The sequence below is a fragment of the Variovorax fucosicus genome, assembly GCF_030316825.1.
Lineage (GTDB): Bacteria > Pseudomonadota > Gammaproteobacteria > Burkholderiales > Burkholderiaceae_C > Variovorax > Variovorax fucosicus.
Window position 1 is genome coordinate 85,288 of the sequence record NZ_JASZYU010000005.1, and the last position, 24,713, is coordinate 110,000.

Genomic DNA, 24,713 nt, shown 5'->3' on the forward strand with positions numbered 1-24,713 from the left:
GCGCCGCTTCGCGGCCTCACGCCGGCGCGTGGCAGGCCACGCAGAACTTGTTGCCGTCGGGGTCGCGAAAGTAGGCGCCGTAGTAGTGCGCGTGGTACTGCGGCCTCGGGCCCGGCGCGCCTTCGCAACTGCCGCCATGGTCGAGTGCTGCCTGGTGTGCGGCATGCACGGCCGCACGGCTCGGCGCCGCGAAAGCCACCATCTGCCCGTTGCCCGGGGCGTGCGGCTGGCCGTTCCAGGGCTTGCAGATCACGAAGAAGGGCCGCGATCGATCAGCGCTGTGCCAGCCGGCCCAGGGCTTGTCGCGTTCGCAGAAGCGAAGCTCGACACCGAGGCTGGCCATCACGGCGCTGTGAAAAACCAGTGCGCGCTCGAAATCGCTGACGCTGACGAAGACATGTGAAAACACGGTCGGCTCCTCGGTCGGGCATTGCAGGGGGTCGGTCCGCGGGACTGCACGGCTCTAAGATCGCGGGCATGAATCCCTCCGATCGCACGCCTCTGCCCAGCCGCTTCTGGGCCGACCTCACGACGCGCGATTTTGCCGCGCTCGACCCGGCCCGCACGGTTGCGGTGCTGCCGCTCGGCGCCACCGAGCAGCACGGCCCGCATCTGCCGCTCGGCGTCGATACCCGGCTGGTCGACGGCATCGTCTCGGCGGCGCTGCCGCAGCTGGCCGCCGATCTGCCGGTGCTGTTTTTGCCCACCCAGGCGATCGGCCTGAGCCCCGAGCACGCGCGCTTCGCCGGCACGCTCACGCTCTCGTCGGAAACGCTGATCCGGTTGTGGAAGGACATCGGCGCCGGCGTCGCGCGTGCCGGCGTGAAGAAGCTGGTGCTGTTCAACGCGCATGGCGGGCACGTCGGTGCGATGGACATCGTTGCGCGCGAACTGCGCGAGGCACACGACCTGATCGTCTACAGCGTGAGTTGGTTCAACCTGCCGCTGGGCCAGGCCAACGCGCAGTTCAGTGCCGAAGAGCACCGCTTCGGCGTGCATGCGGGGGAAGTCGAGACCTCGATGATGCTGGCGCTGCACGCGCCGCTGGTGCGCACCGATGCAGCGCAGGATTTCACATCGAGCGCCCGGCAGCGCGCGGCCGACTACGCGATCCTCGGCAACGGCAAGAGCGCCAAGCTCGGCTGGGCCATGCAGGACTACAACGCGCACGGTGCGGCCGGCAATGCGGCGGCGGCGACGGCCGACAAGGGCCGCCAGGTGGTCGAGGCGGCGGCGGCGCAACTGGCGTTGCTGCTTGGTGAAGTCGCCTCATTGCCGCTCTCCACGCTGGCGTCCTGACGAGCGGCGACAATCGGAGCCGAATGACGACCGATACCGCCCCCGCCCCCGCCGCTTCGCGCGCCCCCCAAAAACGCAAGCCGCGCCCCGACGGCCCGCCGCCCCAGGCGCAAGCCCAGGGCGCGAAGCGTGCCCGCAAGCCGCATCCCACGCTCGAACTGCTGTTCGGCCTGTACCCCGATCTGTTCGGCGCGCGCTTCCTGCCGCTGCAGCGCGGCGTGTTCCAGGCGCTGCTGGAAAAACACCCCGAGGTGTTCCAGCGCGACGAACTCAAGGTCGCCCTGGGCCTGCACACGCGATCGACCAAGTACCTGGAGCGCGTGGCGGCCGGCGACAAGCGGCACGGCCTCGACGGTCAGCCGGTGGAAGACGTGGCACCCGAGCATGTGCACCACGCCATCCTCGAGGTGTTCAAGCGCCGCCAGGCGCGCACTGCCGACGATCTGCGCCCGCAGGTGCGCAAGCAATTGCTCGCCGCCTTCGAGCGCTCGGGCCTGGCGCGCGAGGACTATCTGGCGCTGGTGCGCGGACAGGACGCGGCCACCAACGAACTGGTCGACGAGGCGTTTGCCGAACTGGCGGCGCAGGTTGCCAAGCGCGAGGCGCTGCAACGCGCCTTTGCCGCCAGCGGCAAGTCGGTCGCCGAGTTTGCCGACATGTACGGGCTCGACCCGCGCGAAGTCGGCCGCACGCTGTCGGTCTGAGCTCAGCCCACCAGCTGCGCCGGAACGGTTTCGGCCTCCCGGTCCGGAATGGTGCCATCGGGGCGCTCGAAGGTGCCGATCAGCAAGCCGCTCGCGATCGCGCGTTCGCGCAGCCGGTCGATCAGTTCGTCGCGGCCCGGCGTTTCGCTGAATCCCGGGCCGTCGCGCAGCGCGAACACCTGGAACGCATAGCGGTGCACGCCATGGCCCGGCGGCGGATCCGGTGGCAGCCAGGCGCCTTGCAGGTACGAGTTTCGCCCCATGTGCAGCCCTGCGCCGTCCTGCTCCGCACTGGGCATCGCAGCTTCGGCCAGGGTGCCGTCGCGTGTCGGCAGGTCGACCACGATCGCATGCACCAGCGGGTTGGGCGTGGGTGAGTCGGCATCTTCCACCAGCAGCACCACCGTGCTGGCTTCCGGCGGCAGCAGGCGCCAGGCGAGCGGCGGCGACACGCCCTCGCCGTCGGCGGTGTAGCGCCCGGGCATCGGCGCATGGTCGGCGAAGGCCAGGCTGCTGACCTCGATCGTGGCCATGCCGGCCCGCAGGCCCAGGGTGTTGAAGACGATCTTGTCGAGGCCCGCGCGCAGGTCGTGCAGCGCATGGCCGATGGCATCGGGAAGCTTTTCGAGCATGGAACGCACCGGGAGTGGAGCCTCCGGTATAGCGCCAGTCCGCAGGCAGGTCTGTAGGACGCACGTCTACGCAAGTCGGTTGCGGATGCCGTCACTGCCGGCCGCCGGCTTGCGTTAAGTTTTTCTTCATGTTGAATCCGCCTGCCGCACTCCCCATCGTCCCCGCGCAAGCGCGCGCGACCACCGGCGTCGCCGGACTCGACAACGTGCTGGGCGGCGGGCTGCCGACCCGCCATGTCTACCTGGTCGAAGGCACGCCAGGCGCCGGCAAGACCACGCTCGGCCTCCAGTTCCTGCTGGCCGGCCGCGCGGAAGGCGACAAGGGGCTCTACATCACGCTGTCGGAAACGGCGCAGGAGTTGGCCATCGTGGCCGCCTCGCACGGCTGGACGCTCGACGGCATCGAGGTGTTCGAGCTGGTGAGCGAGGAAGGCTTGAGCCCCGATGCTGAACAGTCGATCCTCTACACCTCCGAGGTCGAGCTCGGCGAAACCACCCGCGCCGTGATGGCGGCCGTCGAGCGGCTGAAGCCGACGCGGCTGGTGTTCGACAGCCTGTCCGAGATGCGCATGCTGGCGCAGGATCCGCTGCGGTATCGGCGCCAGATCCTCGCGCTCAAGCACTTCTTCGCCTCGCGCAACTGCACGGTGCTCATGCTGGACGACATGAGTTCGGAAGGCGGCGACCTGCAACTGCACAGCATCGCGCACGGCGTCATCGCGCTCGAACAGGTGGTGGGCGACTACGGCCCGGTGCGCCGGCACCTGCGCGTGGTCAAGATGCGTGGCGTGCCCTACCGCGGCGGCGCACACGACCTGACGCTCGACACCGGCGGCATCCACGTCTACCCGCGCCTGATCGCAGCCGAGCACCGCGGCGACGTGGCGTCCACCCCGGTCGGCACCGGCACCCCGGCATTCGACCGGATCCTGGGCGGCGGGCTCTCGCGCGGCAGCAACACCTTGCTGATCGGCCCGTCAGGGGTCGGCAAGACCACTACCGCGATGTCGGCGGTGGTGGCGGCGCTGAAGCGCGGAGAACGCGTCCAGTACTACCTGTTCGACGAGGGCCTGGGCACGTTGCTGCACCGCTGCAAGGCGCTCGGCATGGATGTCAGGCCGGCCATCGAGGAAGGCCGGCTGCGGCTGATGCCGCTCGACCCGGCCGAAGTCTCGCCGGGCCGTTTCTCGAACATGGTGCGCCATGCGGTCGAGACGGACAGCGCCGCCATGGTGGTGATCGACAGCCTGAACGCCTACATGCAGTCGATGCCGGGCGCCAAGTTCCTGCTGCTGCAGATGCACGAACTGCTGAGCTACCTGAACCAGCGCGGGGTCGTGACCCTGCTGGTGCTCGGCCAGCACGGCCTGGTGGGGGAAGGCCGCAGCGATGTCGACCTGAGCTATCTGTCGGATGCGATCGTGCTGTACCGGTTCTTCGAGTCGCAAGGCATGCTGCGCAAGGCGATGTCGGTGGTCAAGAGCCGCACCAACCACCACGAGCTCAGCATCCGCGAGTTCCGCCTCGGCCAGGGCGGCGTGGAGGTCGGGCCGCCGCTGACCGACTTCGAGGGTGTGCTGTCCGGTGTGCCGTCCTACCGTGGCGCCATACCGATGCTGGGCGACCGGGCAACGGCGTCCCGCTGATGGAGCGCCGCGTCCTCATCCATGCGCCGCGCGGCCGCGATGCGGCCGTGATCCGCAGTGTGGTCGAGGGCATGAAGCTGGGTGCCGTGGTGTGCGGGTCGGCCGCCGACATCCTGAACCTGCTCGGCCAGGGTGCGTCGGCCGCGGTCATCACCGAAGAATCGATCGCCCTGGTGCCGGACGAGCCGTTGCGCGAATGGCTCGTGACGCAGCCGAGCTGGTCGGATTTCCCGTTCATCGTACTGGCGGCGCGCGAGGTGGCACACCGCACGCACCATGCCCTGGCGGCGCTGCAGTCGCTCGGCAACGTGATCCTGCTCGAGCGGCCGGTGCATTCCGAAACGCTGGCGCGCGCGATCGATGCAGCGGTGCGCGCGCGCAGCCGGCAGTACGCCACCCGCATGCATCTGACCCAGCTCGACGAGGCGCGCGCCGACGTGGAGCGGCTGAACCGCGAACTCGAGGAGCGCATCACGGCGCGCACGCGCGAACTGGCCGGCGCCAACGACCGGCTGATGGCCGAGATCGCCGAGCGCGAGCGGGCCCAGGCCGCGTTGCTGCAGGGCCAGAAGATGGAGGCGATCGGCCGGCTCACCGGCGGCATCGCGCACGATTTCAACAACCTGCTGCACGTGGTCAACATGAACCTCGACCTGGTCGCGCGCGTGGCCAAGGACCAGAAGGTGCTGTCGATCAGCGGGCGGGCCAAGGCCGCGGTCGGCAAGGGCGCCAAGCTCACCGGCCAGCTGCTTTCGTTCGCGCGCAACCAGTCGCTGCTGCCGCGGCTCACCGATGTCAACGCGCTGATGCTCGGCATGCAGGAGCTGGTGGCGGTGTCGGTCGGGCCGGGCATCACGGTGCAGGTCGAGGCCAGCGATCGGCCGGCCTGGGCTGTGCTCGACGCGAGCCAGCTCGAGATGGCGGTGCTGAATCTGGCGGTCAATGCGCGCGATGCGATGCCCGCCGGCGGCATGCTGGCCGTGTCGATCCGGCTGGTGCCGGCCGGATCGGCCGGAGAGCAGGTCGTGGTGGCCGTCACCGACACGGGCGTCGGCATCGCGCCGCACCTGCTGACCAAGGTGTTCGACCCCTTCTTCACCACCAAGCCGGTCGGCAGCGGCACCGGGCTGGGCCTGAGCCAGGTCTACGGGTTTGCGCGGCAGTCCGGCGGCTCGGCCACGTTGCGCAGCGAGGTGGGACGGGGCACCACCGTGGAGATGCACTTCCCCGCCTCCAGCGACCGGGCAGTGCCCGATCAGACCGCAGCGCCCGTCGCCAGTGCCGACGATGCGGTGTCGCGCTACCGTGTGCTGGTGATCGAGGACGACAGTGAGGTTCGGCGCGTGATCGTCGAAAGCCTGCAACTGCTGGGCTATGCCGTAACCGAGTCGTCCGATGGTGCCAGCGGGCTTGCCCAGCTCGCAGCGGCCCCGCAGGATCTGCTGGTGGTCGACTACGCAATGCCGGGGCTCAACGGTGCAGAGGTGATTGCCCGCGCACGCGAGATGGTGCGCGACATCCCGGTGGTGCTGGCCACAGGCTACGCCGACATGGCCGCGGTCGGGCGGGTGCTGGGCACCCAGTCGATCCTGATCAAGCCCTTCGATATTTCCACGCTTGGCAGCGCCGTGGCCAAGGCGCTGCCGACGGCGGCTCCGCTATCATGAATCTGCCCCCGGACGCACCGCGTCCTCAATCAACCTGCCAAGGGAAATCATGAGCATCATCTGGACCATCCTGATCGGTTTCGTCGTGGGTCTGATCGCACGCGCCGTCAAGCCGGGCGACGACTCGGCCGGCTTCATCGTGACCACGCTGATCGGCATCGCAGGTTCGTTCGGTGCCACCTACCTCGGCCAGGCCATGGGCTGGTATACGGTCGGCGAGACCGCGGGCTTCATCGTCTCGGTGCTCGGCGCGATCGTGCTGCTGATCATCTGGGGCCTGGTCAAGCGCAAGACCTGAGCGCATCGCCGGCAGCGCGATGCCCCGCAAGCCGCGCAGGGCCCACTACCACGTCTACGTGGTCGCACTCGACGACCCGGTCTGGAACAGCCCGCGCTTTCGCCGCGCCAATCCCGAGTACCAGCTCGGCAAGCCGTTCGTCTATGTCGGCATGACGGGGCTTGACCCCGACGTCCGGTTCGACAAGCACAAGGCCGGCATCCAGGCGAACACGTTCGTGCGTGACTTCGGCCTGCGGTTGCTGCCCGCGCTTTACGAGCGCTACAACCCGATGGGGTACGACGACGCCAGAGCGATGGAAGTCGAGCTGGGTATTCGCCTGCGCGCGCTGGGCTACGGCGTCTGGCAGGCCTGACCGTGCAGAACTGCACAGTCCAGAGCCCTGCGAAGGGGGTAGAAGCCGTCACTGCATCAGGGCGAACCCCTATGATTTGCCTTTGTAATTAATTGTTGCAAGGGTCAAACAATGTTGATGCACGCGTCGCGCAGAAGATTCGGCCAGGCGGCGGGAGCCATGGCGTTGTTGGGCCTTGCAGGTCCGTTGCGGGCTCAATCCGCGAAGCACCCGGGCACGAATGTGGCCACCACCAAGCTGGTGGTGGGCCAGTCGATCCCGATGACCGGTGCGGCCAACGAGATCGGCATGGCATTCGCTGCCGGCGCCAAGCTGTTCGTGGGGGCCCACAACGAACAGGTCGGCCGTGCGGGCGGCACGGTGCTCGAGCTGCGCCAGCTCGACGATGGCTACCAGGCCGACAAGGCCAAGGCGAATGCCACGAAATTGCTGGCCGACGGCGCCGACGTGCTGTTCGGCTTTGTCGGCACGGCCAGCACCGAGGCCGGCGCGGCGGTCGCGCAGCAGCAGGGCGCGCCGTTCTTCGCGCCGTTCGCCGCGGCCGATGTGCTGCGCAACAAGGCACACGGCAACGTCTTCCACGTGCGGCCGAGCATGGCTGACGAGGCGTTCGCGATGCTGCGGCAATGCAGCACGCTGGGCCAGACCCGCATTGCGGTGGTGGTGGACGACGACGCCATGGGCCGCGCGGCGCTGCAGGCGATCCAGGACGCCGCGACCGAGCTGAAGCTGCCCGCCCCGGTGGCGGTGGCGAAGGTGCAGCCGGGCAGCACGCAGGTCGCGGAAGCGGTCGCGGCCATCGCCAAGGCGCAGCCGCAGGCGATCCTGCAGGCCTCGCTGTCGCAGACCACCTCGGCCTTCGTGCGTGAAATGCGCAAGACCGGCTATGCCAGCGCGCTGATGACGTTTTCGGTGGTGGGCATCGACCCGCTCTACACCTCGCTCGGCAAGGACATTCGCGGCGTGATCATTTCGCAGGTGGTGCCCTCGCCGCGCGAAACCAGCCGCACGGCGATCGTCAAGGAATACCTCGCGGCACTGGCCGATTCCGACCAGATCGCCTCGTACGAAGGTCTGGAGGGCTTCATCGCCGCCAAGTCGCTCGGCGAGGCGGTGCGCCGCGCCGGCCCGGCCCCCACGCGGGCCGCGCTGCTCAAGGCCATGACCGGCATGGTCGACTACGACGTGGGCGGCTTTCGCATCAACCTGCGGCCGCCGCTGCGCGATGCGAACCGCTCGGTGGATCTGGTTTACATCACGGCCGAGGGCCGGGTTCTGCGTTGAGGATGAACGCCATGAAGTTGTATTGCGCACCTGCGCTGGCCTTGCTGCTGGCGCTGGCCGGCACCCCCGCACTGGCCCAGGTGCACCGCTGCGTCGACGCCAACGGCAAGGTGTCTTTTTCCGACACCGTGTGCAACGGCGAACGCGCGCAGAAAGTGTTCGGCAGCGATGCCTCGGCGCGCGGCTGGACGGTCGAGCCCTACCGCCCGCCGGCGTCGGCCGGCACCGCGCAGGTCGCCAAGGCCGCTGCGCCGGCGAGCAAATAGGCGCTCATCGGCGCTCATGCGCCGATCGTTGCCTCTTCATGAGTACGTGACCCACTTTTCGTAGGCCGGGCCGTCGAGGTGCGGCAGCGTGTTGTAGGTCACGAGCATGTGGCGCTTGGGCGTGAACGCGAACTCGGTGACCGATGTGTTGCGAATGCGCAGGTTGAGTTCGATCGTGGTTTCGGCGCTGGTGCCCAGCACCTGGCCGACCGCGGTCGAGATTGGCCCGCCGCTCGACACCACCAGCACCCGGGCGCCATGGTGCCGCGCGCGCACATGGTCGAGCGCGGTGGTCACGCCGGCCAGAAAATCGACATAGCTCGGCATGCCTGCCGGCTCGGTCTTGCCCTGCATCCAGGCGGCGAGGCCGTCGCGCAGCAGCCGGAAATGCTTGCGGTAGAGCTCGGGCGTGTCGGCTTTGGGCAGCTTCTCGGGATGGATCGTCGCCACGATGGCTTCGCTGTCGTATTCGTTCAGGCCTGGCCACGGCAGCACGTCATCGCGGGTGAGTCCCAGGCCCTTGGCGATGCCCTCCCAGGTTTGCCGGTGCCGCTTGAGGGTGCCGGTGATCACCGCGTCAAAGGTCATGCCGCGCTCGCGCCAGTACGCGCCGAGCCGCTCGCTTTGCCGTTGGCCGAGCTCGCTCAGGTTGTCGTAGTCCGCCGCGCCGAAAGAAGCTTGTCCGTGGCGCACGAGGTAGAGGTTTCCCATGAGGACGATTCTGGCAAAGCGCAGCGGCGCCGCTTGTCCCGGCTGCGACGGGCGGAACTTGGGGCTGTGGCGCCGAGTCCCAATGCGATGCCCGCCCACACACCCCATCCTCTGCGGCGCCGCGCCCTCGGCGCCGCGCTGGTCGTCATGCCTGCGCTCTGGCTCGGTGCGCGGGCGCAGCAGCCCGCGGCGCCGCGGCGCCTTTTGACGCCGGCGCAGACCGAGGGGCCGTTCTATCCGATCGAGCTGCCGGCCGATACCGACCCGGACCTGCTGCACAACGGCAGCCGCGCGCCATACCGCGGCGGCCAGCCGGCTTGGGTCGACGGCACGGTGAGCGACACCGAAGGCCGGCCGGTGGCCGGCGCGCAGGTCGAGATCTGGCAGTGCGACGAGCATGGCCACTACCATCATCCCGGCGACGGCAACCGGGCCGATGCGGCGTTTCAGGGGTTCGGCCGCGTCACGGTCGGTGCCGACGGGCGCTACCGCTTCCGCACGATCCGGCCCGTGCCCTACACCGGCCGCACGCCGCATATCCATGTGAAAGTGAAGCTCGGCACGCGCGAGCTGCTGACCACGCAGCTCTATGTGGAGGGCGACCCCGGCAACGCGCGCGATGGCATCTGGCGCCGGCTCGACGACGCGAGCCGCGCGGCCGTCACGGTGCCGTTCGAGCGTGGCAGCGACGGCCTGCAGGCGCGCTTCCCGATCGTGGTCGCGGCCTGAACTTCATTTCTTCTCCGTGAGTGCAACGCGCACTGCCAGCGCGGCCAGCACGCTGCCCATGACGTAGCGCTGCGCGCGCAGCCAGCCGGTGCTTTGCGACAGCACCGCGGTGATGCTGGCGGCGCCGACGATCATCAGCGTGTTGACCAGCGCGCTGCTCGCGATCTGCGCCGCGCCGAGCTGTGCGCTCTGCCACAGCACCGAGCCGCGCTCCGGGTGAATGAACTGCGGAAAGAACGAGAGATAGAACATCGCGACCTTCGGGTTCAGCAGGTTCGTCAGAAAGCCCATCCGAAACAGCCTGGCCGGCGGGTCGGCCGGCAGCGCGCGGGGCTCGAACGGCGCCGTTCCGCCGGGCTTGACGGCCTGCCAGGCGAGCCACATCAGATAGGCCGCGCCGGCGTAGCGGATTGCATCGAAAGCCAGCGGCACAGCCAGCAGCAGTGCGGTGAGCCCGAGCGCCGCTGCGACCAGGTGCACCAGAAACGCGAGCAGCACACCGCCCAGCGAGACCAGTCCGGCGCGCCGGCCCTGCACCAGCGTGCGCGAGACGCAATAGATCATGTTCGGCCCCGGCGTCAGCGCGAGCAGAAGGGCGGCGAGCGCGAACCAGGCGAGTTCGGAAGCTGCGAGCATGGTCAGAGTCCCTTCGATTCGAGCGTGACGAGGCCGCGCGGCGTGCGCAGCGTGGCCAGGAGATTCGGTGGGCCCTGGCGCAGGTCGATCGCGGTGAAGCCGATCACATCGAGCGCGGCGCGCAGCGTGTCCAGGCGCGGATGCACCGCTGCCAACGCGACCAGTTCGAGTCCCGATGCCGGCATGGTGTCGACCGGGTGCACCGGGCCCCACTGGATCAGGGTGGGCAGCGCGCCGTAGAACAGGCGCTGGCCGTCGTCGCGCACGCTGATCTGCCATTCGAGCAGCCCCGCCGCCGTGGCGCGCGAGGCTTCGAGTAGATGGCCGCGGTCGATGTGCGCCTGCGGATTCGCCAGCGCGTGCAGCGAGGCCTTCGCATCGGGCACGCGCGCCACAAAATGCACGAGTTGCGGCCCGTGCTGCGCGAGCCCGGCCTGCAGGGCCGCATCGTCGAGGTCGAACCAGCGGTGCAGCCCGGCCGCGCGCGTCGGTTGCTTGGCCGGATCGATCGCGATGATCTCGAGGTACGCGCGCGGGAAAGCCGGTGCCGCGATGTTGAGCAGCCGGTTGTGCGTGCCCATGAGTGGGTGCGCGCCGCCGGGGCCGGGCGTCACGCCGAGCGTGGCTTCGCACCACTGCACGCCCTCGTCGAGCGTGCGCGCGGCGATGACCAGGTGGTCGATTTCGGCGGTGAGTGATGCAATCATGGCTACAGTGCCACGTGGCCTTCGATGCACGCCACCGCATCCCCGCCGATCCAGACCTGGCCGGCCGCGTCGCGTTCCACGCTGAGGCGCCCATCGCGTCCCATGCACTGTCCCTGCCCGGCGAGGTAGCGCTCGGGCAGATGGCCGTCGGCAATGAGCCATTGCGCCAGGCTGGCATTGAGGCTGCCCGTGACCGGGTCTTCCTCGACGCCGACCGGCGCCGCGAAGGCGCGCACTTCGAGGCCGATGGCGGCGGGCGCACTACCCGCGAAGGCCCTGGCCTCGCGGTTCGAGCGCGCGATCAGATGGGTCGCCGTGGGCGCCCGGGCGACTGCCGCTACGCCCACTTTTTGCCCGAGTTCCTTGAGCGTGCGGTGATCGGGCTTGAGCGCCAGCACCGCGTCCACGTCGTCCAGCAGCAGCCCGAGCCAGACCGGCCCGTTGTCCAGCAACTGCGCGGCCACGATCTGCTGCGCCTTCAGGCCCAGCGCGGCGGCCACCCTGGCCAGCACGCTCGGGCTCGGTGAGCTGCGCTGGAGCGGCGGCGCGGCAAAGGCCAGGCGCTCGCCCTCGCGCCGGATCGGGATCAGGCCGGCCTTGCACTCCTGCACGATCCGGTCGGCTGCCTTGGGCTTGCCGCCGGCCTTCAGCCACGCATGGCAACTGCCGAGCGTCGGATGGCCTGCGAACGGCAGCTCGCCGCCGGGCGTGAAGATGCGCACGCGGTAGTCCGCGCTCGGCACGGTCGGCGGCAGCAGGAAGGTGGTTTCCGACAGGTTCGTCCATTGCGCAAAGCGCTGCAGCTGCGCATCGTCGAGGCCGCTGCCGTCGAGCACCACGGCCACAGGGTTGCCGCGGTAGGGCACCGCGGTGAACACATCGATCTGCTGGAAGGGGCGGGTTTTCATCCGGGATGTCATTCGAGGGGGAGATCCAGCACACCGCGTGCGCCGGAGCGCGCCTTCAGTTCGGCGAACCAGCGCTCCACGTTGGGCCAGGCCGGGTGCGTGTACTCGGCGGCTGGCAGGCCGAACCAGCGGTGCGCCTCGCAGCCGAGCGGAATGTCGGCCATCGTGAAGTTGTCGCCCAGCATGAAGCGGCGCGTGGCCAGGTGCGCGTCGAGCATCGCGAACAGCGGTTCGGTTGCGGTCACCGAGCGCGCAATCACCGCGAGATCGCGTTCGGCTGGCGGCACGCGGATCCATTGCCGGAAGGCGCCGGCGCTGGCGGGGTTCAAGGTGGTCTGCTGCCAGTCCATCCAGCGCTCGGCATCGAAGCGTTCGGCCAGCAGGTCGGGGTAGAGCCGGCCCGAGGAGTGCTTTGCGCACAGGTAGCGCACGATCACGTTCGATTCCCACAGCACCACGCGCTCGGCGCCTTCGCCGTCGTCGATCACCGGCACCAACGCGTTCGGATTCAGCGCAATGTATTCGGGCGTCTGCACCACGCCGTACTGGCCGCCGGCCTCGGTACGCTGGAAGTCGAGCGCAAGCTCCTGCGCGCACCAGACCACCTTGCGCACGTTGATCGAGCTGATGCGGCCCCAGATGTTGAGCATGTCGTTTCCTTTTTCGGGGTCAGCGGGTGGCGGGTCGCGAGGCCGAGCCTCCGATCATGGCGCGGTTGCCGGTTCTGCGGGCTGCAAGTGTGGCGTGAGGTGGGACAGTGCGCGGGCCACGTACGCCTCCTTTTCGCCCACGGGCGCAACGTAGTGCAGTGCGCTGGCGGCTGCGTCGATGCCCTCGCTGCGCGCGATGATCCATGCGGCCAGGTAGGGTGCAGCCAGGCAGCCGCCGGCGGTCGCGACGTTGCCCTTCGCGAAGAAGGGCTGGTTGAGCACTTCGACCCCGGCCTCTTGTACCCAGGGCTTGGTCGTGAGATCTGTGCATGCCGGCACCTTGCCCAGCAGCCCCAGCTTGGCGAGCAGCAGTGTGCCGGAGCACTGGGCGCCGATCAGCTGGCGTGCGGGGTTCATCTTGCGCAGCGCGTCCATGATCGCCGCGTCGGCCGCGATCTCGCGCGTGCGAATGCCGCTGCCGACGATCACTGCGTCGGCCGCAACCGCCTCGGCCAGTGTCGCCGTGGCATGCACGGTGATGCCGTTCATGGAGGTGACGGCCGCGGTTGGTGCCGCGAGCGTGACGCGCCAGCCGGCCTTCTTGACGCGGTTCAGCACGCCCAGCGCGATCAGCGAGTCGAGTTCGTTGAAGCCGTCGAAGGTAAGGATGGCGATATGCATCGTGACGTGCCCCTGCGTCGTGACTCAGACCGGTTCGGGCGCGAGTTTGCGTTCGCCAAGCAGCGCCAGTTCTTCGCGCAGCGTCTGCGCCAGTGCGGCAATGGCGATGTCGATCTCGTCGACGTTCGCGGTCACGAACGACAGGCGCATGGTGCGCGGATCGCCCTGGCCCGCGTAGAACGGCGCGCCCGGCACGAAGGCCACGTTGCGCTCGACCGCCTTGGGCAGCAGCGCCACCGTGTCGATGCCCTCTGGCATGCGCAGCCACAGGAACATGCCACCCGCGGGCACGTTGAACTTCACGTCCAGCCCCTTCATCTCGCGCTGCAACGCAGCCACCATCGCATCGCGCTGGCGCTTGTAGAGCGCACGGATCGTCGGCACGTGGCGATCGAGAAAGTTGTCCTTCATCACCGACGACACCATGCGCTGCGTGAAGATCGGTGTGTGCAGGTCGACCGCCTGCTTGGCCTGCAGCAGCTTGGGGTAGACGGCCTTCGGTGCCACCAGAAACCCGAGCCGCAAGCCCGGCGCCAGCACCTTCGAGAACGAGCCCAGGTAGATGCAGCCTTCCGGGTTGCGTGCGGTCAACGGCAGCGGTGGCGCTTCGTCGAACCAGAGTTCGCCGTAGGGGTTGTCTTCGACGATCGGCAGGCCCGCTTTCGCGGCCGCCTGCGACACCGCCGCGCGACGCGCTTCGGTCATGGTGCGGCCGGTCGGGTTCTGGAAGTTGGGCAGCAGGTAGACGAAGCGCGCATCCGCGGCCTTGGCGAACAGGTCGTCGACGATCACGCCTTCATCGTCGCTCGCCACGCTCACCGGCACCGGCTCCATCGGGCCGAAGGCCTGCAGCGCACCGAGGTAGGTCGGCGTTTCGACCAGCACCGTGCTGCCCGGATCGAGCAGCACCTTGGCCACCAGGTCCAGCCCCTGTTGTGAGCCGGTGGTGATCAGCACCTGCGCCGGGTCGACGTTCCACGGCAGCATGTCGGCCACCGCCTGGCGCAGCGGGCCGTAGCCTTCGCTGGCGGCGTACTGGAGCGCGGCCTGGCCGTCGTTGTGCAGGACCTCGGCGCAGGCATCGGCAAAGGCCTGGATCGGGAAGGTCTTGGGCGAGGGCAGGCCGCCGGCCAGGCTGATGATGCCGGGGCGCTCGGTGACCTTGAGAATCTCGCGCAGCACCGACGGGTTCATCTTCTCGGCGCGGGCGGCCAGCTTCCAGTTCAGGGGGGTCATGTGTTGTTCTCCGTTCGGTGGGTCAGTGAGTCAGCAAAGGATATAGCGAGGCCACCAGCGCCAGCGCGGCGAGGGTGTTGAAGACACGCAGGAAGGCGGGCCGCTGCAGGTGCCGGCGCATGCTGCTGCCGAACAGCGCCCATGAGCCGGTGCTGGGCATGTTGATGATGCCCATCACGCCGACCAGCGCCATCAGCTGCCACAGCGAATGGTGGGCCGGCAGGTAAGTGGTGATGGCGCCGAGCGCCATCACCCAGGCCTTCGGGTTGACCCATTGGAAGGCGGCCGCGGCGGCAAAGCCCATGGGGCGCGCCCGCGGGGCCTCGCCCGCGGCCGCATCGGCGACCGGCTTGCTGCGAAAAATCTTCCAGGCCAGATACAGCATGTAGGCGCCGCCCGCGTAGCGCATCACGGTGTAGAGCACCGGGTAGCGCTCGAACACCGTGCCGAGCCCCATGCCCATCAGCACGATCATCAGGCAGAAGCCCACCGTGATGCCCGTCATGTGCGGCAGCGATCGGGCCAGGCCGAAGTTCACGCCGGACGCCAGCATCATGGTGTTGTTGGGCCCGGGCGTGATCGAGCTGACAAAGGCGAAGAGGCAGAACGCCAGCCAGGTTTCGGCGCTCATGGTGCGGGCGCCTCCGGTGCCGGCTTGAAGGGCGCGGGCTGCCGCCCCGCGGACGGCTGCGACAGCCGCTTGCCGGCCACCACCGTCGCCACCACCGCCGCCGCAAAGCCGAGCGTGACCACATCGAGGGGCTCGCCGAGCAACGGGATCGACGCCAGGATCGACAGGAACGGCTGCAGCAGCTGCGTCTGGCTCACCCGCAGCGCGCCACCGAGCGCCAGGCCGCGGTACCAGGCAAAGAAGCCGATCCACATCGAGAACACGCCGACGTAGACGAAGCCGGCCCAGGCCGAGGCCGCCACCGGTTGCTGCGGCCACAGCGCGAAGGTTGCCGGCAGCGTGACCGGCAGCGCCATCGCGCAGACCCAGCAGATCACGCGCTCGGCGCCCAGCGCCGGCGTGACCTGCGAGCCGTAGATGTAGCCGAACGACGCGGCGATGACCGCGCCGACCAGCAGCAGATCCGCCCATTCCAGCCCGAAGCCGTGGCCGTGCTGCTGCGCGCGCAACACCGAGAACACCACCACCAGCAGGCTGCCGACCACAGCGCAGATCCAGAAGCCGAGCCGCGCGCGCTGGTGCAGCACCCAGGCTGCGACCATGGCCGACACCAACGGCAGCAGGGCGGTGATGACGGCGGCATGGCTGGCCGTGACCACGCGCAGCGCATAGCCCAGCAGCAGCGGGTAGCCGACCGCGTTGCCCAACAGGGCCAGGCCGAGCGGTTTCCAGTGGTGCGGCGCGGGGCGCGGCGAACGCGTGGCAACCAGGAAGATCACCGACAGCACGCCGGCCAGCGCGGCGCGGCCGAGCGTGACGAACCAGGGCGAGAGTTGCGGCGCCTCGGCTGTGCCGGTGGCCAGGCGCGTCATCGGCAGCGTGACGGCGAAGAAAGCCACGCCCAGCACGCCAAGCCACATACCGAGGGTTTCGTCCTTGATCTTGATGCTCATACCGTCACCATCCACCAGGCGGTCAGCACCAGCACGGCGGCCATCGCGCGGTTGAACCAGAGCAGCCGGCGGCCATGCACCAGCCAGTTGCGCAGCAGCGACCCGGCCAGCGCGTAGACGAAGTTGCTGGTGAAGGCATAGACCAGCATCACCGGCGCGACGATCGCGAAGCGCTGCCAGGGATCGGGTTGCCCCGCGATCCAGCCGGCCACCAGCGTGAGCGCCAGCAGCCAGGCCTTGATGTTGAGGAACTGCAGCATCACGCCCTGGCCGAAACCGACGTCGAGCCGCCTGCCTTCGGCACTGCCGAGCGTGCCGCTGCCGCTCAGTTTGAAGGCCAGCCACAGCAGATAGGCCACCCCGAGCGCCTTGATGACCACGCGCAGCGCGGGCTCCGCCATCACCAGCGCACCGACACCGGCTGCGCAGAACGCGAGCAGCAGGCTCCAGCCCACCGGCACCGCAAGGATGAAGCGCATCGCGCGCGGCAGGCCGCCGTTGGCCGCGAGTGCGGTCGACAGCGTGGTGTTGGGCCCCGGCGAGAAACTCATCGCGGTGGCCAGCACCAGCAACGCGGTGAATTCTTGCCAGTTCATGGCACAGACTCTAAACTGATGACCATTACAGTACCAATACAGATGGTCGAACAATGGGCTAGTCTGTATCGGCTCGACCAGGGACACAGAAGACGCCCATGCTGACACGAACCTCGACCCAATCGCTGACCGAGCAACTGGCGGCCCGCTTTGCCGAGCGCATCCGCAACCGCCTTTTGCCGCCGGGTACCCGTCTGCCCTCGGTGCGCGAATGCGCGCGCCAGCAGGGCGTGAGCCCGCACACGGTGGTGGCTGCGTACGACCAGTTGCTTGCGCAGGGCCTGGTCGAGGCGCGGCGGCAACGCGGGTTTTACGTGCGTGATTCCGCGGCGGCGGTGCAGGAAGGGCGGGCGCAAGGCGCCGTCAAATCGGTGGCGATGCCGCTGCCCGTCGATGCCAGCTCGCTGATCCGCGGCATGTTCCACCGCCAGAGCGACAAGCCACAGCCCGGCATGGGCGTGTTTCCGCCGGACTGGATGGAGTCGACCTTCCTGCCGACCTCGCTGCGCCGGCTGACGGGCACGCGTGCGTTGCAGGAGCTGTCGCTGCAGTACGGCGAGCCGGCCGGCGATGCGGCGCTGCGCCGCAGCCTGTCGCAAAAGCTGGTCAGCATCAATGTGCCGGCCGGGCCGGAGCAGATCATCACCACCATCGGCGCCACGCACGCGCTCGACATCGTGAGCCGGACGCTGCTGCGCGCGGGGGATCCGGTGATGGTCGAGGAGCCGGGCTGGGCGATCGAGTTCGCGCGGCTCGAGTCGCTTGGCATGCGGGTGCTGCCGGTACCGCGCCGCGCCGACGGGCCGGATCTGGATGTGATGGCGCAGTACTGCGAGGCGCACGCGCCGAAGTTGTTCGTGAGCGTGAGCGTGTTCCACAACCCGACCGGCTATTGCCTCACGCCCGGCAGCGCGCACCGCGTGTTGCAGCTGGCCAACCAGCACGACTTTCACATCGTCGAGGACGACACCTACAGCCATCTGGCGCCCGAGCACGCCACGCGCCTGTGCGCGCTCGACGGACTGCAGCGAACCATCTATGTGAGCGGCTTTGCCAAGATCCTCGCGCCTAACTGGCGCATCGGTTTCCTGGCCGCGCCCCCGGCGGTGTTCGGCCGGTTGCTGGAAACCAAGCTGCTCGCCACGCTGACCACGCCCGCGCTGTTCGAGCGCGCGCTGGCCTGGTGCATCGACCAGGGGCAACTGCGCCGCCACGCCGACCGCATCCGCATCCGGCTGGACGGCGCCCGCGCCCGCACCGTGAAGCTGGCGCTGTCGCATGGCTGCACTTTCGTGTCGGAGCCGGCGGGGCTGTTCGGCTGGGTCGATACGGGCGTCGACACCGATGCGCTGACGCAGCGCATGCTGGACGAGGGCTACCTGCTGGCACCGGGCTCGCTGTTCCATGCGCGTCGGCGGCCGTCGACGTTGATGCGGATCAACTTTGCGACGGCGCAGGATGCGGAGTTCTGGAAGGTGTTTGGGCGGGTGCGGGGTTAGTTTCGACGTGCCTCGTGGGGGGGCGCCCGGTGTGCGGTACGGGCTGGCCGACCCTGCTGCGCCGGCCGACGCACCCCCGCACCAATTAGTCAAGCAACCCGCAGCGACCCCATCCGCTCCACGATCAGGTCGTGCAGGGTCTGCGCCGCCACCGACAAACTGCCTTCGCGCCGCTGCACCAGATAGATCGTGCGCGTCAGTCCCGGCACCGGCAGGGGCCGCGTCACCAGCGTCTCGCGTCGGAAGTGGAACAGCGTCAGCGCCGGCACCACGCTGATGCCGATGCCGGCCTCGACCAGGCCCATCACGGTTGCGAGATGCTCCACCTCGAACACGGCGTTCAGGCGCAGCGGATGCAGCGCCGCGTCGAGCGACTGGCGCACGCTGCTGTTGCGCGCCATCTGGATGAAGGGCCAGGGCGCGAGTTGCCGGGCGGTGAGCTTGGGCACCTTGGCGAGGGGATGGTCGGCGCGGCAAACCAGGTGGAAGCGGTCGCTGCAGAGCTTGCGGCCTCGCAGGTCGCTGGCTGCGGCAGCGCCAGCCCCGGTGGCCGCGAGCGCGAAGTCGGCCTGGTGGCTGCGCAACTGCGCGATGCAGGCGTCCGACAGTGCGTCGTGCAGTTCGACCGTGATGCCGGGCCAGGCCTGCATGAACTCGGCCAGGATCGCGGGCAACCAGCCGGCCGCGAGCGAGGGCAGTGCGGCGATGCTCACGCGGCCCTTGCGCCGCTCCACGTGGTCGGCCAGGTCGCCGATCGCGCGCTGCATGTCGTCGAGCAGGCGCGCTGCCGAGGCCTCGAACAACCGGCCCTCGGGCGTGAGATGCACGCTGCGCGTGTCGCGGTCGAACAGGCGCGCGCCCAGTGCGTCTTCGAGCGTGCGTATCAGCGCACTGAATGCGGGCTGCGACAGGTGGCACGACTGTGCCGCGCGCGTGAAGTTGCGCTGATCGGCCAGTGCCGCGAAGGCTCGCAGTTGGCGGGCGGAAAGATCAGGCGCGGACATTGATCTGGAATTTGGATGAATCGATCTGAACTTTCGATTTTACGGATGGCAGGCATACGCCTACATTCGGCGCCACAAAGAGACCGACAAGAGACAAACCAGAATGACAGCCAAGCCCTCGCTTCCCCCGCCGCTGCTGATCGGCTGCGCGGCCGGTTTCTCCGGCGACCGCACCGATGCCGCCGGCCCGGTGGTCGACACGCTGATCGCCCGGCTCGCCACGGGCCCGGCCGGGCAGCGCGCCTTCCTGATCTTCGAAACGCTGGCCGAGCGCACATTGGCGCTGGCCCAACTGCGGCGCCGCGCCGACCCCGAAGCCGGCTACGAGCCGCTGCTCGATGCGATGCTGCGGCCGGTGCTGGCGCGCTGCCTGGCGCACGGCATTCGCATCGTGAGCAACTTCGGCGCGGCGAATCCGCGCGCCGCGGCGCGGCACATCGCGCGCCTCGCCCGCGAACTCGGCGCGCCGGCGCCGCGCATTGCGGTGGTGGAGGGCGACGACCTGTCGGCGCCAGCCCAGCGCGACCTGCTGCGTGCCGAGCTCGGCGCGCAACTGGACGGGCTGCGCATCGTCAGCGCCAACGCCTACATCGGCGCCGAGCCGATCGCTGCCGCGCTCGATGCGGGCGCGCAGATCGTGGTGTGCGGCCGCGTGGCCGACCCGTCGCTCACCGTCGGGCCGGCGATGTCGCACTTCGGCTGGCGCGCAGACGACTGGGAAAAGCTCGGCCGCGCAACCATGGCCGGCCACTTGCTCGAATGCGGCGCGCAGGTCTGCGGCGGGTACTTCGCCGATCCCGGCTTCAAGGATGTGCCGGGCCTGGCCGACGTGGGCTTTCCGATTGCCGAGATCGAAGCCGATGGCCGCTGCACAGTCGGCAAGTCCGACGGCACCGGCGGGTTCGTGACCGAGGCGACCGTGAAGGAGCAATTGCTTTACGAGGTGCACGACCCGGTGGCCTACCTGACACCCGATGTCATCGCCGACATCGGCGAGGCCGAGGTGCAGGCCGCGGGCGCGGATCGCGTCGCACTCACGGGCGTGCGCGGCCATGCGCGGCCGACCCACTACAAGGTCAACGTCTGCCACGAGGGCGGCTGGCTGGCCGAGGGCGAGATCTCGTACGCCGGCCCGCGCGCCGAGGCGCGCGCGCGGCTCGCGGCCGATGTGCTGCGAAGCCGGCTCGCCGGCCTCGCGCTGCGGGTCGACCTGATCGGCGCAATCAGCATCCTGGCAGACGATGCCGGCCGCGCGCTCGCAGCCACGCCCGACGGCGGCGCGCGCGACGTGCGCCTGCGCGTCGCAGCCACGCACGACGACCGCGCCGAGGCCGAGCGGCTGGGGCGCGAGGTGATGGCGCTCTACACCTGTGGCCCGGCCGGCGGTGGCGGCGTGCGCAGCACGCTCACGCCCCGGCTCAACACGATCTCGTGCCTGTTGCCGCGCGACGCGGTGCCCGTGCGCTTCGAAATGATGGCCGCATGACGACGATCCCCGTTCCCCTCTACCGCGCGGCGCACGGCCGCACCGGCGACAAGGGCGACCGCTCCAACATCAGCGTGATCGCCTGGCACCCGGCGCTGTGGCCGCTGCTGGTGGAGCAGGTCACGCCCGAGGCCGTGGCGGCGCAGTTCCGTCATCGTGCGCCGAGCCGTGTGCAGCGTTTCGTGCTGCCGAAGCTGCAGGCGATGAACTTCGTGCTCGATGCGGTGCTCGACGGCGGCGTCAACGACGCGCTCAACCTCGACACCCACGGCAAGTCGCTTTCGTTCCTGCTGCTCGAGTTGCCGATCCAGGTGCCGCCCGCGTTGCAACACCTGCTGGCCGGCCCGCCCGAAGGCTGATCTCGCTTCTTTTTTAGTGACAAACCATCCGGAGACAAGAACCATGAACCGCTTCCATTCCATCGCGCTCGCCGCCGCTACCCTTGCATTGGCGCCGGCGCTGGCGCAAGCCCAGGCCTTCCCCGAGAAAGCCATTACCTTCGTCGTGCCGTTCGCGGCTGGCACCGCCACTGACCAGATCGCGCGCGCCATCGGCAACGGTGTCACGGCCGAAACCAGGCAGCCGGTGGTGATCGACAACAAGGCCGGCGCCAGCGGCTTCATCGCCTCGCAGCAAGTCGCCAAGGCCGCGCCCGACGGCTACACGGTGCTGATCACGACCAACACCACGCACGCAGCCAACGAGCACCTGTTCAAGAAGCTGCCGTACGACCCGGTCAAGGATTTCTCGCCGATCGGAGCCCTCGGCAAGGGCGGCCAGATCATGGTGGTGAACCCGGCGTTCCCCGCAAAGACGGTGGCCGAATTCGTCGCGCTCGCGAAGAAGGAGCCGGGCAAGTACACCTTCGGCAGCGGCAGTTCGTCGAGCCGCATCGCCGGCGAACTGTTGCAGCAGATGGCCGACATCAAGCTGCTGCACGTGCCATACAAGAGCAACACGCTGGCCGTGACCGACCTGCTCGGCGGGCAGATCAACATGATGATCACCGACGCGGCCACCGGGCTGCCGCAAATCAAGGGCGGCAAGCTGCGCGCGCTCGGGGTCTCGGGCGCGAGCCGCTCGCCGCTCGCACCCGAGGTGCCGACCATTGCCGAGGCCGGCGTGAAGGGCTATGAGATGGGCTACTGGTTTGCCGCCTACGCACCCGCGAAGACGCCAGCCGCAGTGGTCAAGCGCCTCAACGAGCTTCTGACCCGCGCCGCGAAAAGCGAGGCTGCGAAGGCCGCGTTCTACGAGCCGACCGGCACCGAGGTGTTCACGACATCGCCGGAAGAGCTCGCGAAGTTCCAGATCGGCGAATCGCAGAAGTGGGGCCGCATCGTGAAGGCGGCTGGCATCGAAGCCGAATAAGAACAACACAATCCCACATGGCCCTGACGCGGCGGACCCCGGCGGCTCAGAGCATGCTGTCCGGCGCCAGCGGGCCGAGCAGCTTGAGCATGAGCTTGAGGCCGATGCTCGCGTCGGGCTCGATCGTGGTGTCTTTCAGGTCGCTGCCCTGCGGCGCCCGCCAGATCAGCCGGCCGTCCACCAGCTCCACATGCCATGCGCCTTCGCGGAGCGTGGTTTCGATCACGCCGGTGGCGGTGCGCGAAAGCGCCGTGCTGCCGATCAGCAGCGCGACCTCGGTGTTTTGCAGTTGCGAACGCAGATCGAGGTTCATCGAGCCGACCACCAGCAGCCGGCCATCCATCACCAGCACCTTGGAATGCAGCATTGCGCGCGATTCGCCGGTGACGGCCGCCCCGGACGAGCCGAAGGCGCTGCTGATTCCGGCCTGTTCGCTGCGCATCTCATAGAGCTCGACGCCGAGCTGGAGCAGCGCCTCGCGGTGCCGCGCGTAGCCGACGTGCGCGATCGGTGCGTCGTTCGACGCCAGCGAGTTGGTCAGCACCCGCACGCGAACGCCGCGCGCCCGCGCGCTGGCGAAGGCCTGCTTCATGTCCGGGCCGGGCACGAAATAGGGCGAGATGATGAGCAGGTCGCGCTGCGCCTGGCCGATCAGTTGCAGCAGGCCTTCGACCAGCGTTTCGCCGCCGGCAGCGGTATCGGCCGCGTCCGCGAAGGCGGTCTGCCGCCGGTTGTTGCCGTTGGCGCGCGGCGCATCGGCTGGCTGCGTGAACACCAGGCCAGGCGCGCCGGCAGCCTCGTCGGCAGGGGCGGCGATCTTGCCGGGCTTGTCGACCAGCATGACAGCCGGTGCCCAGACCAGCGCGGTGGTCTGCAGATCGAGCGGTTTCTCGTCCCAGACCCGCGCGCGCTGGCTTTCGTTGGTCGGCGCAGGTGCCGACGTTTCTGCGCTGGGCTGGCGATCCCGTTCGGCACGTGCCTTGTCGCGGATCGCGTCGAGCTCCTCGCGGGTGACCAGAGATTGCACGGGGTAGGCGCGCTCGTTGTTCCAGTAGCTGTCGAAGCTGCGCGACAGATCCTGCACGACCGGACCGGCCGCGAGCACGTCGATGTCGACGAAGTTGCCGCTTTTGCCGATGCCGAAGTAGGCATCGCCCAGGTTGCGGCCACCGGTCACACCAAGGACGTTGTCGGCCAGAAACAGCTTGTTGTGCATGCGCTGCTGGATGCGAGACGCGTCGTCGATCGAATTGAACAGCCGGGCCAGCGACGAGCCGCGCGCACCGGCCAACGGGTTGAAAAGGCGCACCTCGATGTTCTTGTCGTAGGCGAGTCGCAGCACCAGCGCGTCGCGGCCGGTGCTGTGCAAGTCGTCGATCAGGATGCGCACACGCACCCCGCGCGCCGCCGCTTCACGCACTGCCATCATCAGACGGCGCGTGCTGGCATCGGCGTGGATCGCGTAGTACTGGAGGTCGAGCGTCTTCTGCGCGCCCTCCACCAGCGCCAGTCGGCTGCCATATGCCGCCTGCGGGCCGTCGAGCAACACGAAGCCGGAGTCGAAGCGGGCCTTGTCGGCGTCGTGGCGCTGTTGCACCAGGGCGGCGAAGGGTGTGCCGGCGGCGGACGCAAGCGCGCTCGACACCGGGCGTTCGACATTGGTGGGCAACTGTGCGCAGCCAGCCGCCATCATCAGCGTGGCGGCCAGCAGGGCGGGAATCCAGCGCGGTAAAGGGAGCATCAGAGGCATTCGGAGTCGAAACAGCCTCTTCTATATAACCGAGCGTGGCGTTGGGCCGCGTCGGACGGGGGCGCCGGGCTCAGCGGGCCGGCGCCCCCAACGTTTCCCAGCGCTCTAGCGCGGCCATCAGTTCATCGTCGATCTGCGCGTGGCGCTCGCCAAGCTCGACGGCGCGCGAAGCCTCGTTGGAATAGATGGCGCCGCCATCGTGCTCCAGCAACTCGGTGATGCGCTTCTGCTCGTCTTCGAGCTCGGCGATCTGGGCCGGGAGTGCTTCGAGCTCGCGCTGTTCCTTGTAGCTGAGCTTCTTGCGCGGGGCGTTGACTGCTGCTGCGGTGGGCGCAGGAGAAGGGGCCACCGCTGGCGGAGGCGGTGGCGGTGCAGCAGCCGCGCGCTGCAAACCGATCTCCTTGGCGCGTTTGGACTGGATCAGCCAGTCCTGGACGCCGCCCTCGTATTCGCGCCAGCGGCCTTCGCCCTCGAAAGCGATCGTGCTGGTGACCACGTTGTCGAGGAAGGTGCGGTCGTGGCTCACGAGGAACACGGTTCCGTCGTAGTTCTGCAGCAGGTCTTCCAGCAGTTCGAGCGTGTCGATGTCGAGATCGTTGGTTGGCTCGTCGAGCACCAGCACATTGGCCGGGCGTGCGAACAGGCGCGCCAGCAGCAGCCGGTTGCGCTCGCCGCCGCTGAGCGACCGCACCGGCGAATTGGCCCGCGCCGGCGAGAACAGGAAGTCGCCGAGGTAGCTCTTCACATGCTTGCGCTGCTTGCCGATCTCGATCCACTCGCTGCCGGGGCTGATGAAGTCTTCCAGCGTGGCGTCGAGGTTGAGCGCCTCGCGCATCTGGTCGAAATACGCCACTTCGAGGTTCGAGCCGCGCCGTACCTTGCCGGTGTCGGGCTCGAGCGTGCCGAGGATCATCTTGAGCAAGGTGGTCTTGCCGGCACCGTTCGGGCCGATCAGGCCGATCTTGTCGCCGCGCAGGATGGTGGCGCTGAAGTTGCGCACGATCGTGCGGTCGC

Annotated in this window: 28 protein-coding genes (1 of these 28 running past the window's edge); 13 read left to right on the top strand and 15 right to left on the bottom strand. The window is 68.9% G+C overall.

What is annotated here, in order from left to right:
* Positions 1 to 16: 16 nt before the first annotated feature.
* A complete protein-coding gene (locus QTI05_RS25450) occupies positions 17 to 409 on the bottom strand; it encodes a VOC family protein (RefSeq protein WP_286621225.1) in 393 nt (130 codons plus the stop codon).
* A gap of 68 nt (positions 410 to 477) precedes the next feature.
* Between QTI05_RS25450 and QTI05_RS25455 the strand changes: the two genes are divergently transcribed.
* Both QTI05_RS25455 and QTI05_RS25460 read left to right on the top strand, forming a co-directional pair.
* The gene (locus QTI05_RS25455) at positions 478 to 1,299 is read left to right on the top strand and encodes a creatininase family protein (RefSeq protein ID WP_286539653.1); all 822 of its coding nucleotides are present in this window, start codon (positions 478 to 480) and stop codon (positions 1,297 to 1,299) included.
* Between the two features lie 23 nt (positions 1,300 to 1,322).
* Positions 1,323 to 2,003 (top strand): ProQ/FINO family protein, encoded by a 681-nt coding sequence (locus QTI05_RS25460; RefSeq protein ID WP_286539652.1) that lies wholly within the window; start codon positions 1,323 to 1,325, stop codon positions 2,001 to 2,003.
* Between the two features lie 2 nt (positions 2,004 to 2,005).
* On the opposite strand, the gene QTI05_RS25465 is transcribed toward QTI05_RS25460, so the two are convergent.
* The gene (locus QTI05_RS25465; RefSeq protein ID WP_286539651.1) at positions 2,006 to 2,635 is read right to left on the bottom strand and encodes a YbhB/YbcL family Raf kinase inhibitor-like protein; all 630 of its coding nucleotides are present in this window, start codon (positions 2,633 to 2,635) and stop codon (positions 2,006 to 2,008) included.
* Between the two features lie 128 nt (positions 2,636 to 2,763).
* Between QTI05_RS25465 and QTI05_RS25470 the strand changes: the two genes are divergently transcribed.
* The 6 genes from QTI05_RS25470 to QTI05_RS25495 all read left to right on the top strand — a co-directional run bounded on the left by QTI05_RS25470 (position 2,764) and on the right by QTI05_RS25495 (position 8,151).
* Positions 2,764 to 4,281 carry an ATPase domain-containing protein gene (locus tag QTI05_RS25470; RefSeq protein WP_286621227.1) on the top strand — a complete coding sequence of 506 codons (1,518 nt, stop codon included), beginning with the start codon at positions 2,764 to 2,766 and terminating at the stop codon, positions 4,279 to 4,281.
* Complete coding sequence (locus QTI05_RS25475) at positions 4,281 to 5,948, top strand: ATP-binding protein (protein WP_286539647.1); 1,668 nt, start codon at positions 4,281 to 4,283, stop codon at positions 5,946 to 5,948. The genes QTI05_RS25470 and QTI05_RS25475 overlap by 1 nt, the downstream gene beginning before the upstream one ends.
* A gap of 49 nt (positions 5,949 to 5,997) precedes the next feature.
* The gene (locus QTI05_RS25480; RefSeq protein WP_286539646.1) at positions 5,998 to 6,246 is read left to right on the top strand and encodes a GlsB/YeaQ/YmgE family stress response membrane protein; all 249 of its coding nucleotides are present in this window, start codon (positions 5,998 to 6,000) and stop codon (positions 6,244 to 6,246) included.
* 19 nt (positions 6,247 to 6,265) lie between these two features.
* Positions 6,266 to 6,601 carry a hypothetical protein gene (locus QTI05_RS25485; RefSeq protein ID WP_286539644.1) on the top strand — a complete coding sequence of 112 codons (336 nt, stop codon included), beginning with the start codon at positions 6,266 to 6,268 and terminating at the stop codon, positions 6,599 to 6,601.
* 222 nt (positions 6,602 to 6,823) lie between these two features.
* The gene (locus QTI05_RS25490; protein ID WP_353505971.1) at positions 6,824 to 7,885 is read left to right on the top strand and encodes an ABC transporter substrate-binding protein; all 1,062 of its coding nucleotides are present in this window, start codon (positions 6,824 to 6,826) and stop codon (positions 7,883 to 7,885) included.
* A gap of 11 nt (positions 7,886 to 7,896) precedes the next feature.
* On the top strand, positions 7,897 to 8,151 hold the full coding sequence (locus QTI05_RS25495; protein ID WP_286539642.1) for a DUF4124 domain-containing protein: 255 nt from the start codon (positions 7,897 to 7,899) through the stop codon (positions 8,149 to 8,151).
* 36 nt (positions 8,152 to 8,187) lie between these two features.
* Here QTI05_RS25495 and QTI05_RS25500 read toward each other — a convergent pair whose 3' ends face one another.
* On the bottom strand, positions 8,188 to 8,862 hold the full coding sequence (locus tag QTI05_RS25500; RefSeq protein WP_286539641.1) for a histidine phosphatase family protein: 675 nt from the start codon (positions 8,860 to 8,862) through the stop codon (positions 8,188 to 8,190).
* Positions 8,863 to 8,949: 87 nt separating this feature from the next.
* On the opposite strand from QTI05_RS25500, the gene QTI05_RS25505 reads away from it, so the two are divergent.
* Positions 8,950 to 9,591 carry a dioxygenase family protein gene (locus QTI05_RS25505; protein ID WP_444812965.1) on the top strand — a complete coding sequence of 214 codons (642 nt, stop codon included), beginning with the start codon at positions 8,950 to 8,952 and terminating at the stop codon, positions 9,589 to 9,591.
* Positions 9,592 to 9,594: 3 nt separating this feature from the next.
* Here the strand turns inward: QTI05_RS25505 and QTI05_RS25510 are convergent, their stop codons facing one another.
* The 9 genes from QTI05_RS25510 to QTI05_RS25550 are packed head-to-tail and all read right to left on the bottom strand — an operon-like array spanning position 9,595 to position 16,589.
* Positions 9,595 to 10,227 carry a LysE family translocator gene (locus tag QTI05_RS25510; protein WP_286539640.1) on the bottom strand — a complete coding sequence of 211 codons (633 nt, stop codon included), beginning with the start codon at positions 10,225 to 10,227 and terminating at the stop codon, positions 9,595 to 9,597.
* Positions 10,228 to 10,229: 2 nt separating this feature from the next.
* Positions 10,230 to 10,934, bottom strand: coding sequence for a VOC family protein (locus QTI05_RS25515; RefSeq protein WP_286539639.1), 705 nt, complete (start codon positions 10,932 to 10,934; stop codon positions 10,230 to 10,232).
* A 2-nt stretch (positions 10,935 to 10,936) separates the two neighbouring features.
* On the bottom strand, positions 10,937 to 11,842 hold the full coding sequence (locus QTI05_RS25520) for a PhzF family phenazine biosynthesis protein (protein ID WP_286621228.1): 906 nt from the start codon (positions 11,840 to 11,842) through the stop codon (positions 10,937 to 10,939).
* Positions 11,843 to 11,850: 8 nt separating this feature from the next.
* A complete protein-coding gene (locus QTI05_RS25525; protein ID WP_286539636.1) occupies positions 11,851 to 12,492 on the bottom strand; it encodes a glutathione S-transferase in 642 nt (213 codons plus the stop codon).
* Positions 12,493 to 12,546: 54 nt separating this feature from the next.
* A complete protein-coding gene (locus tag QTI05_RS25530; protein WP_286621230.1) occupies positions 12,547 to 13,173 on the bottom strand; it encodes a DJ-1/PfpI family protein in 627 nt (208 codons plus the stop codon).
* Between the two features lie 24 nt (positions 13,174 to 13,197).
* A complete protein-coding gene (locus tag QTI05_RS25535) occupies positions 13,198 to 14,409 on the bottom strand; it encodes an aminotransferase-like domain-containing protein (RefSeq protein ID WP_286621232.1) in 1,212 nt (403 codons plus the stop codon).
* 22 nt (positions 14,410 to 14,431) lie between these two features.
* Complete coding sequence (locus tag QTI05_RS25540) at positions 14,432 to 15,040, bottom strand: LysE family translocator (RefSeq protein ID WP_286539633.1); 609 nt, start codon at positions 15,038 to 15,040, stop codon at positions 14,432 to 14,434.
* Positions 15,037 to 15,993: a DMT family transporter gene (locus tag QTI05_RS25545; RefSeq protein WP_286621234.1), complete on the bottom strand. Its 957-nt coding sequence runs from the start codon at positions 15,991 to 15,993 to the stop codon at positions 15,037 to 15,039. Before QTI05_RS25545 ends, QTI05_RS25540 begins: the two co-directional genes overlap by 4 nt.
* Complete coding sequence (locus QTI05_RS25550) at positions 15,990 to 16,589, bottom strand: LysE family translocator (RefSeq protein WP_286539630.1); 600 nt, start codon at positions 16,587 to 16,589, stop codon at positions 15,990 to 15,992. The genes QTI05_RS25545 and QTI05_RS25550 overlap by 4 nt, the downstream gene beginning before the upstream one ends.
* Positions 16,590 to 16,687: 98 nt before the next feature.
* Between QTI05_RS25550 and QTI05_RS25555 the strand changes: the two genes are divergently transcribed.
* Positions 16,688 to 18,088: an aminotransferase-like domain-containing protein gene (locus tag QTI05_RS25555; protein ID WP_286539628.1), complete on the top strand. Its 1,401-nt coding sequence runs from the start codon at positions 16,688 to 16,690 to the stop codon at positions 18,086 to 18,088.
* An 89-nt stretch (positions 18,089 to 18,177) separates the two neighbouring features.
* Here QTI05_RS25555 and QTI05_RS25560 read toward each other — a convergent pair whose 3' ends face one another.
* Positions 18,178 to 19,092, bottom strand: a complete 915-nt coding sequence (locus tag QTI05_RS25560) for a LysR family transcriptional regulator (RefSeq protein ID WP_286621236.1) — start codon at positions 19,090 to 19,092, stop codon at positions 18,178 to 18,180.
* 103 nt (positions 19,093 to 19,195) lie between these two features.
* On the opposite strand from QTI05_RS25560, the gene QTI05_RS25565 reads away from it, so the two are divergent.
* Genes QTI05_RS25565 through QTI05_RS25575 form a run of 3 tightly spaced genes read left to right on the top strand, consistent with a single transcriptional unit; the run spans position 19,196 to position 21,949 of the window.
* A complete protein-coding gene (locus QTI05_RS25565; protein WP_286621238.1) occupies positions 19,196 to 20,578 on the top strand; it encodes an acyclic terpene utilization AtuA family protein in 1,383 nt (460 codons plus the stop codon).
* A complete protein-coding gene (locus QTI05_RS25570; protein ID WP_286621240.1) occupies positions 20,575 to 20,937 on the top strand; it encodes an AtuA-related protein in 363 nt (120 codons plus the stop codon). The genes QTI05_RS25565 and QTI05_RS25570 overlap by 4 nt, the downstream gene beginning before the upstream one ends.
* 43 nt (positions 20,938 to 20,980) lie before the next feature.
* A complete protein-coding gene (locus QTI05_RS25575; protein WP_286621242.1) occupies positions 20,981 to 21,949 on the top strand; it encodes a Bug family tripartite tricarboxylate transporter substrate binding protein in 969 nt (322 codons plus the stop codon).
* A gap of 46 nt (positions 21,950 to 21,995) precedes the next feature.
* On the opposite strand, the gene QTI05_RS25580 is transcribed toward QTI05_RS25575, so the two are convergent.
* Together QTI05_RS25580 and QTI05_RS25585 are read right to left on the bottom strand one after the other, a co-directional pair.
* Positions 21,996 to 23,699 (bottom strand): phospholipase D family protein, encoded by a 1,704-nt coding sequence (locus tag QTI05_RS25580; RefSeq protein ID WP_444812966.1) that lies wholly within the window; start codon positions 23,697 to 23,699, stop codon positions 21,996 to 21,998.
* A gap of 70 nt (positions 23,700 to 23,769) precedes the next feature.
* Positions 23,770 to 24,713 carry the 3' portion of an ATP-binding cassette domain-containing protein gene (locus tag QTI05_RS25585; RefSeq protein WP_286621244.1) on the bottom strand. It continues 958 nt past the right edge of the window, so the window shows 944 of its 1,902 coding nt (coding positions 959–1,902); its start codon lies beyond the right edge, outside the window; its stop codon occupies positions 23,770 to 23,772.

Excerpts from the sequence above, each read along its gene's own strand:
- QTI05_RS25455 (WP_286539653.1), top strand. The coding sequence starts at position 478 with ATGAATCCCTCCGATCGCACGCCTCTGCCCAGCCGCTTCTGGGCCGAC.
- QTI05_RS25460 (WP_286539652.1), top strand. The coding sequence starts at position 1,323 with ATGACGACCGATACCGCCCCCGCCCCCGCCGCTTCGCGCGCCCCCCAA.
- QTI05_RS25465 (WP_286539651.1), bottom strand. The coding sequence starts at position 2,635 with ATGCTCGAAAAGCTTCCCGATGCCATCGGCCATGCGCTGCACGACCTG.
- QTI05_RS25470 (WP_286621227.1), top strand. The coding sequence starts at position 2,764 with ATGTTGAATCCGCCTGCCGCACTCCCCATCGTCCCCGCGCAAGCGCGC.
- QTI05_RS25475 (WP_286539647.1), top strand. The coding sequence starts at position 4,281 with ATGGAGCGCCGCGTCCTCATCCATGCGCCGCGCGGCCGCGATGCGGCC.
- QTI05_RS25480 (WP_286539646.1), top strand. The coding sequence starts at position 5,998 with ATGAGCATCATCTGGACCATCCTGATCGGTTTCGTCGTGGGTCTGATC.
- QTI05_RS25485 (WP_286539644.1), top strand. The coding sequence starts at position 6,266 with ATGCCCCGCAAGCCGCGCAGGGCCCACTACCACGTCTACGTGGTCGCA.
- QTI05_RS25495 (WP_286539642.1), top strand. The coding sequence starts at position 7,897 with ATGAAGTTGTATTGCGCACCTGCGCTGGCCTTGCTGCTGGCGCTGGCC.
- QTI05_RS25500 (WP_286539641.1), bottom strand. The coding sequence starts at position 8,862 with ATGGGAAACCTCTACCTCGTGCGCCACGGACAAGCTTCTTTCGGCGCG.
- QTI05_RS25505 (WP_444812965.1), top strand. The coding sequence starts at position 8,950 with ATGCCCGCCCACACACCCCATCCTCTGCGGCGCCGCGCCCTCGGCGCC.
- QTI05_RS25510 (WP_286539640.1), bottom strand. The coding sequence starts at position 10,227 with ATGCTCGCAGCTTCCGAACTCGCCTGGTTCGCGCTCGCCGCCCTTCTG.
- QTI05_RS25515 (WP_286539639.1), bottom strand. The coding sequence starts at position 10,934 with ATGATTGCATCACTCACCGCCGAAATCGACCACCTGGTCATCGCCGCG.
- QTI05_RS25520 (WP_286621228.1), bottom strand. The coding sequence starts at position 11,842 with ATGAAAACCCGCCCCTTCCAGCAGATCGATGTGTTCACCGCGGTGCCC.
- QTI05_RS25525 (WP_286539636.1), bottom strand. The coding sequence starts at position 12,492 with ATGCTCAACATCTGGGGCCGCATCAGCTCGATCAACGTGCGCAAGGTG.
- QTI05_RS25530 (WP_286621230.1), bottom strand. The coding sequence starts at position 13,173 with ATGCATATCGCCATCCTTACCTTCGACGGCTTCAACGAACTCGACTCG.
- QTI05_RS25535 (WP_286621232.1), bottom strand. The coding sequence starts at position 14,409 with ATGACCCCCCTGAACTGGAAGCTGGCCGCCCGCGCCGAGAAGATGAAC.
- QTI05_RS25540 (WP_286539633.1), bottom strand. The coding sequence starts at position 15,040 with ATGAGCGCCGAAACCTGGCTGGCGTTCTGCCTCTTCGCCTTTGTCAGC.
- QTI05_RS25545 (WP_286621234.1), bottom strand. The coding sequence starts at position 15,993 with ATGAGCATCAAGATCAAGGACGAAACCCTCGGTATGTGGCTTGGCGTG.
- QTI05_RS25550 (WP_286539630.1), bottom strand. The coding sequence starts at position 16,589 with ATGAACTGGCAAGAATTCACCGCGTTGCTGGTGCTGGCCACCGCGATG.
- QTI05_RS25555 (WP_286539628.1), top strand. The coding sequence starts at position 16,688 with ATGCTGACACGAACCTCGACCCAATCGCTGACCGAGCAACTGGCGGCC.
- QTI05_RS25560 (WP_286621236.1), bottom strand. The coding sequence starts at position 19,092 with ATGTCCGCGCCTGATCTTTCCGCCCGCCAACTGCGAGCCTTCGCGGCA.
- QTI05_RS25565 (WP_286621238.1), top strand. The coding sequence starts at position 19,196 with ATGACAGCCAAGCCCTCGCTTCCCCCGCCGCTGCTGATCGGCTGCGCG.
- QTI05_RS25570 (WP_286621240.1), top strand. The coding sequence starts at position 20,575 with ATGACGACGATCCCCGTTCCCCTCTACCGCGCGGCGCACGGCCGCACC.
- QTI05_RS25575 (WP_286621242.1), top strand. The coding sequence starts at position 20,981 with ATGAACCGCTTCCATTCCATCGCGCTCGCCGCCGCTACCCTTGCATTG.
- QTI05_RS25580 (WP_444812966.1), bottom strand. The coding sequence starts at position 23,699 with ATGCCTCTGATGCTCCCTTTACCGCGCTGGATTCCCGCCCTGCTGGCC.